6 protein-coding genes are annotated in these 8,591 nt (G+C 41.1%); all 6 read right to left on the bottom strand.

What is annotated here, in order from left to right:
* Positions 1–169: 169 nt before the first annotated feature.
* Complete coding sequence (locus AB5542_RS20565) at positions 170–3,493, bottom strand: SusC/RagA family TonB-linked outer membrane protein (RefSeq protein ID WP_279039158.1); 3,324 nt, start codon at positions 3,491–3,493, stop codon at positions 170–172.
* Positions 3,494–3,577: 84 nt separating this feature from the next.
* Positions 3,578–4,750, bottom strand: a complete 1,173-nt coding sequence (locus AB5542_RS20560; RefSeq protein ID WP_279039155.1) for a FecR family protein — start codon at positions 4,748–4,750, stop codon at positions 3,578–3,580.
* Between the two features lie 92 nt (positions 4,751–4,842).
* Positions 4,843–5,415 carry an RNA polymerase sigma factor gene (locus tag AB5542_RS20555; protein WP_151412209.1) on the bottom strand — a complete coding sequence of 191 codons (573 nt, stop codon included), beginning with the start codon at positions 5,413–5,415 and terminating at the stop codon, positions 4,843–4,845.
* A 510-nt stretch (positions 5,416–5,925) separates the two neighbouring features.
* Positions 5,926–7,272: a TlpA family protein disulfide reductase gene (locus tag AB5542_RS20550; protein WP_279039154.1), complete on the bottom strand. Its 1,347-nt coding sequence runs from the start codon at positions 7,270–7,272 to the stop codon at positions 5,926–5,928.
* 5 nt (positions 7,273–7,277) lie between these two features.
* Complete coding sequence (locus tag AB5542_RS20545) at positions 7,278–8,168, bottom strand: hypothetical protein (RefSeq protein WP_279039152.1); 891 nt, start codon at positions 8,166–8,168, stop codon at positions 7,278–7,280.
* A 10-nt stretch (positions 8,169–8,178) separates the two neighbouring features.
* The coding region (locus AB5542_RS20540; protein WP_368243413.1) for a hypothetical protein at positions 8,179–8,591 on the bottom strand (413 nt) is incomplete at its 5' end.

Below are 8,591 nucleotides of genomic sequence, written 5' to 3'. Positions count from 1 at the left end.
ATTCATATCCACGTACACACCATTCAAGGCCTTCTTGAAACCGGCAACAGTGGAAAAAGCAGTCTCTTCTGAAACCCGATCACTCGGACGGACATCCAGCCAATCCGAACACCCGGAAAAAACAATCATCAATAATAAATATATAGACTTCTTCATACCTTTTACTTCATTAGAAATTAATTGATAGCGCGAACGATACACTCCGTGCAAACGGGTAATCAATTCCTCGTTCATCCTTCATGGTTGAAAAACGACAAATATCACTCATGTAGGCACTTACCGTCATGCCTGAAAAACGAATTTTCTGCATCCATTCATGGTTAAACTCGTACGCCACGCGAATAGATTCAAAGGTCAAATAATTCTTCTTCTGAACGAAACGGGAAGATATGGGCGTACTCTCCGTCAACGAGATACCCTTGAATTTCGCCTTGTCACCCGCGTTTTGCCAACGATCGTATAAAGCACGCTTATCCTGATTCTGGATTAGATTCGACGATGAAATGTTCTCCACTTTATCGTACAACGTCTGGTTGAACGCGTCTGCACCAAAACTATACCGCAAATAAATACTACAAGAAAATCCTTTATAGTACAACGAATTACCGAGAACACCCTCTAAATCCGGTTCGGAATTGCCCACGACAACCTCGTTCGCATAATCGTGAGTAAACGTTATTCTTCCCCCCGTGGTTAAAAACAATTCTTGTCCCGTCGCTGGGTCAATTCCCAACGAACGAACGGCCCACAAGTCAGAAGGACTGCCTCCATCGTAATAACGCCCCAAACTATTGGAACGATTTTCCCGGTTATATTGATTCAAGCTATTCCCGATCTTATCATAATAAGAACGTCCATGACTGAACGTCACGCTTGTTGTCCAGTTGATTCGTTCCTTCGGGTGATACACGAAAGCATACTTTATCGTCCCGCTATATCCCTTGCTCACCTGTTTCCCCACGTTCGCCAATCGACTGGACACACCTACCGACAAGGGAATCCCGATAGAAGCCATCAACGGGTCGGTCACTTTGTAGTAATAATCAAAGTTCACGTGAAAGCGATTGTTAAACATACTCAAATCAAAACCGATATTCTTATCAATCGTTTTCTGCCATTCCAGATCGGGATCACCGAAACCGTCTATCAACAATCCTGTTCCGAAATTATTCAACAACCAGTTATTAAACTTGTAAGTTGTTATCGTGTTGTAAGAACCGAAATTCTGGTTACCGGGATTACCGATTGAGGCCCGCAATTTTAGCACATTGAAAAGATCCGTGTGATTCTTGATGAAAGCCTCGTTGTGTAAATTCCACGCCAAACCGACAGCCCAAGTCGTCGTGAATTTCTTATTCGTACCAAACACGGAAGACCCGTCTGAACGAAAGTTTACATCCAACAAGTAACGATTGTCGTATGAATATCCCCCGTTAAAATAGAAATTAACAGAACGTTTCTTGGAATCTGAATAATAGGGTTTCCCGCTAGACGCGTAACCATTCGCAAAAGAAGGAGTCGTGAAATCTCCTTCCGGGAAACCTTCCGCTGAAAAAGATTTTGAATCACTTTTATACTCGCTGCACGAGGCTCCGAGCACAGCGTTAACCTGATGCACGTCCGCGATCACTTGCCCGTAAGTCACCGTGAAACTCCCCTCGTACGAGAGACTCTCGTTGCGAGTATCCGTGTAGGAACCCTTTTGATCATCCGTGCTATTGTCAAACCGCGTGTCTTCCGGGGAAAAAAAGTTTTCATCATCCGAAGTCGCCTTCGTGATTCCAAAATTAGCCCGTACATACAAAAAAGTCCACGGGCGATATTCCATCTGGAAATTATCCCGAACCTTAAACGTGTTACCTTTATCATAGCTATTCAGCGAGGCATTCCATAAAGGATTTGGGACGGAAATACTGCCGGTACCCTTGTCTAAATATTCCAACCACTTGTCGATTCCCCCGTTTTCATTATATTTCGGGTAATACGGGTTAGCCCGTGAATACTCGCTGAACGGCACAACCGGATTATTCGTTTTCGTGTAATCGACGGTCAATTTATTACTATAACTTAATTTACCTCGCCGGTATAACAAGTCCAAGTTAGCACTCATGATCTGGCGACGAGACTCCTGCATCACACCTTGAATATTCGTGTAATTCACTCCTAAACCGTAACGCATTTGCGAATCACCACCCTCCACGTAGATATTATGACGTTGGTTCAACCCGGTACGTAAAGGCTCTGACATCCAATACGTATTGACACCCCTCTTCACGTCATACAATAACTTATTGTAACGTACCATATTAGCCTCTTCCACGGCAACCAGATTCGACTTGAAATTACCGGATAATAACTCGAACTTCAATTTCTCCTCCGCGTTCATCAAATTATAATCCGTCAGGTCTGCGAAAGAAATATCAAAACTCCCGTTATATGAAACACGCAAACGTCCTTTTTCCGGCACTTTCGTTTCAACCACGACAACCCCGTTCGCCGCTTTGGCACCGTAAATAGCAGTAGAAGCCGCGTCTTTCAATATTGTCACCGAAGCCACCCGATCCAAACTCAAATCCATGATCGTTTCCAAAGTTGTCTCGAAACCGTCCAGGATAAACAAAGGTTGATTCGGGTCTTCACCAAACTCTTCTTTCATCCCCACGATACTCGTTTTCCCTCGTATTTCAATATCCGGAGTACGGTTAGGATCGGAACCGTATTGATTATTTTCCATGATATTAAATGCCGGGTCCAATGTTTTCAAGCTCTGCAACAAATTCTGATTCCCGACCATTTTCAACTCCTCCGCTTTATACGTTTGAGAAGAACCCGTGAAACTCTCTTTCTTACGAGAATAAATACCGGTAACAACCACCTCCTCAACTTCTGTTTGCTCGTCTTCCAAGACCAAGTTAATCTCTTGCCGATCATTAACCGCCACTTCCTGTTTTTTCATCCCGATAAAAGTAAACACGAGTACCGGACTGCCCGTCAAGGGAATCGTGATCGAATAATGACCATTCACGTCCGTCACAATACCCACACTCGTTCCCTTTAGTAAAATCGTTACTCCCGGTAAGCCAACCTCGTTCTTATCAACAACCTTTCCCTTTACTGTGATTTTTTGAATATTAGCCGTTTTTGCCGCTACTTTACGTTTGATGACGACCGTGTTTTGTTCTATCGTGTATTCAAATCCGGAATCCTTCAAACAAATGTCCAAAGCCTCCCGTACCGTTTTACCCTTGATCTCCACAGAGATCTTGCCAGCCTTACCCAAGTCGTCTGCATTATACACGAAAACCATCTTGGATTGCTTCTCAATCTCCCAAAGAGCGTCTTTTACCGCCACATTTTTCAACGATAAATTAAGTAGTGGTTCATCCGCCATTCCATACACGTGTCCTCCGGACAACACCAAAACAATAGCCACCTGAAAAGCTAAAAACAAATTTGTTACTTTCCAACGAGTACTTCTACGTTTTTTTTTCATACTTTTGATTTGATTAAATTCGATTTTTTAATGCCTCCAGCAAGAGGTGTTATTAACAAGCGAAGAATAGTTGCATATTCTTCGCTATTTTTTTACGATGATTTTCTTTCCAACCACTTCAAAGCGGACAGTCCCCGTACTCTGGAATAATTCCAGCAAAGGAGTCACCGTCACGTGACGATTAAAATTACACCCGAAAAGATAATTTTTCACGCTCTCATCTTCATATACCACATCCACATCATACCAACGAGAAATAAAATCCATGATCTCTTTTAGAGGACGATCCCGAAAACGAAGACGCCCTTCCCGCCAAGCCGTAACATATGACACGTCAACATTTGCCACCGTGATTTCACCGTTTTCCTTATTATACACGGCTTGTTCTCCCGGGTGCAAGATATAACCACCCGTATCTTCCGAAAGAGTTACTTGCACCTTACCCTTGATCAGCGTTGTTTGTACATCGCCATTCTCTGGATAATTCGATACATTAAATTCCGTTCCCAACACCGTGATATTCACCCCGGATGCATTGACAACAAAAGGCATTTCTTCATTACGTACCACTTGAAAATACCCTTCCCCTTCCAATTCTACTTTCCTCGTGATTCCGCTAAATTGCACGGGGAATCGCAATTTAGATCCAGCATTCAAACATACCAACGTTCCATCCGCAAGCGTCAACACGTATTCACCACCCCTGGGAATCACAAGCTCGTTATACAAATCTGAACTGACTACCGAATCTACCGCATTTTTATAGGTAATACTCTCGCCATCCAAGCCAATAATCGTTCCATCTAATTCTCGCAATGAATCCCGATCATGATTGGCTAGATCAATAATAGAACCATTCGCCATGTAAAGGATAGCCCTGGAAGTTCCGGGAAGGATCTCGGCACTCTCCACTGGAATAATTTCTTCCCGATCAACACGCTGCATTAAAAAATACATGGAAGAAACAACCAGTAGAATAAAAACACAAGCATATTTCAACGCACGAATCCCCAATCGCCTCCTATTCTCCTTGGCTCGTTTACGAGAAAGAGCTTTCCATCCACCCTTTACATCAATGGATCTCAACTCCTGACGTTTCCGGTATATAAATTCTTTTTCGGTAACCTCATGAAACCATTTACGATTATCTTCGGAAAGACTCAACCAGTTATCCAAACTCTCCCGTTCTGTTCCGGTCAATTCTCCTGTCATGTATTTACTAACTAGCTCAACAATATCAAAGAAGTCATCATCCATTTTATGCTACTATTAGATTAAATTCACAGCTAGAACACAAAAAATGGATTTTAGGGAGTGTCTGATATTCGGTATTTAACGTTAATTAATATTTAACGAGATATGAATAAAAGAAAAGGCAATAAATAATAGTAATCCTTCAAGCTGATTCTCAACTTTTTGTAGGCTTCTTTTTTGTAGGCGTGAACGGTTCCTTCCGAAAGATTCATCTTTTCAGCAATCTCCGAATTCTTCAATCCATCTAAAGAAAGATTAATTACCATTCGCATCTGTAAGGGTAGCTTATCTATCGCATGATTAAAAATACGATGTACCTCCTCTTCCATCACTTGATTTCGAAACTCCTGTTCAGAATCCTCAATCCACTCCTCGGGGATACGGGAACGTAACTCCCGGTCACGCAATAAATTAAGACAGGCATGACGCACAACTACATAAAGAAAAGACTTTATCTTCCGGTAATCATCAAAATCCGTGTGTTTGTTCCAGTATTTTAAAAACGTCTCTTGCACCACATCCGCGGCCTCTTCCCGATCACCCAAATAACGGGTCGCAAACAAGCACAATGATGCATAAAACTCCTCAAATAACGTCCGAAAAGCTCGTTCGTCACCTTCTTGCAAGTGCTTCAACAATAAACTGGTATCTTCATTTTTCCTCTCCATACTTTGCGACCCACGGGTGAACAAAAGTACGGCTTTATAATTACAAAACAATATAATTATCCTCCAAAAAATATAATATCAAGCATATACACCAAAAGAAAAAATGCAAGCAATCGTTTCCACATCGAGGTATACCCGGACAAACAGTGATTTATCCTTGTAAAACGAGCATTCAAATAAAATTTCTATCAGATAGGGTTATTATCCTGTTTTCAAATAGCTATAATCGACTTTTTCAAATGTTAATAATTCCTATTGTAATACAATATATTATTATTCTAATAGGAGCGGAATAGGGGAGGAATGGGAGCGGAATGGGAGCGGCTCACAATATGATAACTATATTATCACATTTTGAATACACTATTTTACATTAATTTGCACTAAATATTTATTGAACACTCCTAAATCTGCGAATAAAGCATTCCTTCTGAGAAAGTACGAGTATCAACCGGAAAAAATAATTGCCGGAAGAAAATCCGACAATTACTTTTACTTATCAATAATCATTCATTTTGCAAGCAAGGCATCCAAATGTTCGGTAATTTCCGGATCAGAAGGCCTCGGGGCAAAAGACTCAACAATATTAAATTCCTTGTCAATCAAGATAAAACGAGGAATATACTTGATCTGCCAGTTCACTCTCAATCCTTCGTTATCGACAGAATTAAACTGAGGCACTACCGATTCCTTTTGTTTCAAGTAACTCAACCAAGTCTTTCTAGAATTATCTGTTGACAATTGAATAAAGACAATATCTTTATCCTTATATTTTTCACTTAACGCAACAAATGCCGGGGATTCCTGAATACAAGGACCGCACCACGTCGCCCAACAATCCAAATAAATATTTTTGCCTTTAAAACTACTCAACAAGACTTCATTCCCATCAACATCTGTCATGATAATCTCGTGGGCCGGTTGTCCCGTCATCAGACTTTTCACATTACGGATCTTCTCCTGCAATTCGGAAACAATTCCCTCGTGCTGAAAAGATTTTGTCTTTTCCTCCATGTTCAGAATCACCTCCGGATCTGTTGATGAATCTAATTTCGCCAAAACTTGTAAAGCTTCCTTGATTTCCCGCATTTCCGGGGTAATCTCCACCCCTTGCATAAATTCCGCTTGATCCAAGTTATACACGATCACATCCCTGACATCTATAATATCCAGATACTCGTTTTTCGTAATCTCTCGCATCAGTTGATTTACATCCGGGGTAACAGAAGTAATAAAACGCCCGTACCATTGCCTTTGTTCCTCCCGTGACGCTCCTGCATTTTCTTTATTATACAGAGCATAAGTCAAATAACTATTCAACAAATTCGCCTTTACCCGAATACGTTCATTCTCCTTAAAAAGCTCCGTTACCCCCTTTAGAGTATCCAGTTGAGCCAATTTAGAAGCCGCAAGCGCATCCACCACCTCTTTCGTCTTCTCAAAATTCTCCCTTACATTCCGTCCGGACAAAAGAAAAGAGCCCCCCTTGGGATAAAGCCTATCTTTCAAAAACAACTGCGCCTCGCTCCCTTTTCCCTTAAAAGTCGCTTGACGGGTATCCGGTGTCAAGTAAACTTCCAAATCATCACCGGGTGAAAGGTAAAGAATGTTACGACTGATATTGAAATACGTCGGTTGCTCCAACACAAAAGTCGTATCAAAATAACCGGAAGCATCCGTTTTGATTATCCTGTTCAAACTCGTACCAAAATCTCCTGTCACTCCCGTGTACTCCATAATCACTTCTTGTGTACCCATATCCGCCATCTGTCCTTTCAAATGAATCGTGTTCACTTTCAGAGAATGGCAACCAATAATCGTTGTCACAAGTAAAATAACTAATGCTATAATTTTCATATTCACTATTTAATAAATGGTTCACCTTGTATTTTTACAATATTTGATACCAACGTACTCAAATCCCCATGTCCCAGTTCATATTCAACCTCCATATAATTCCCGTCTCCCTCGTCAATCCGGGTTACATACCCGTCAGAATTCAACACATAGTCCACTTCCCGGACAACCCCATGATCCTCCGTCTTGACTTTCAACCGATCACTCCCTGAATAAATGAAAGTTTTGGTAAAGACAACCTGTCCATCCATTGTTGTTTCTTTGATCCCAATCAATTGATTTCCATCATAACTATATTCCACGTGAGAACGAGGCTCCCAATTTGAGATATACGTGGCGTATTCGCCGCCCGTAAGCCGATCGCCATTATAAGTATATACCATACGCATTAACGGATCATCCGTCTTCGAATCACCGATACGACGCCATTTCATAATCTTACGGTCCATCCTTAAAGTGTCATCATATTCGAACAAATAACTCTCCGAATACTTGAGAACGTATTGTAAATCCTCTTTTGCATAATGATAAATGACCTCCTGATTCGTCTTTCTTTGTATCTGGAAAATAACCTGATATTTCATCGGAATAGTACTTCCCGGCTCCAACTGATCAATCTCTTCCTGACTGATAGACGGAACCAACATAAGAACTTGAGAACTATTCAACCTCCCGATAGTATCTTGATTACGATCTGTAATAAATCCTAAATCCAGACTATTATCAATATAGTTCAGACTAATTTTAAAATCTCCCCACAAAGCATTATGCCCCTTGATCTCTTTGGCCCGGTATTTATTCAATTGCACCAAAGGTTCCACATCATCATTATCATGGCAAGACATTATACTCATGCTTAATAACGACAATAATATGATATTCATTAATATTTTCATAATCATCAATTTAACGCGTGTGATAACAAGTTGTTTTCAATATCCGTCCGAAAGGACCGTATTCCCGATGATAGGTCTTATCTTGAATCAAGTCACCAGTTCCCAAGGATAAGATTGGAACAGCAATTACCTTTCCCTCCCGGGTCGTTTCGTTATAAGTCATAACCAACATCATGTGATTACTAGCTCCCAGATCCGTCAATTCGCCCGGTTTATCGGTATTCGGAATTTCCAGTTTTCCCTCACAGTACTCAACCACTTGAATTCCCGTAATCTTTTCTCCCGGATTTGCCTCATATTTAGGTAATGCCTGGGGATGTGACGCCGTTAGCAAAACAGCATATACTTTGTCATCCGTTGCATAATACATGACTTCTTCCATAGCCTGTGACTGAAACTTGTGGGCTTTCTCTATATCCGGAC

It is taken from the genome of Butyricimonas sp. RTP31003st1_G1_RTP31003_210430 (assembly GCF_040920905.1).
GTDB lineage: Bacteria > Bacteroidota > Bacteroidia > Bacteroidales > Marinifilaceae > Butyricimonas > Butyricimonas paravirosa.
Note: the sequence above shows the minus strand (reverse complement) of the source record. Positions and strands in the feature narration are given on the sequence as shown.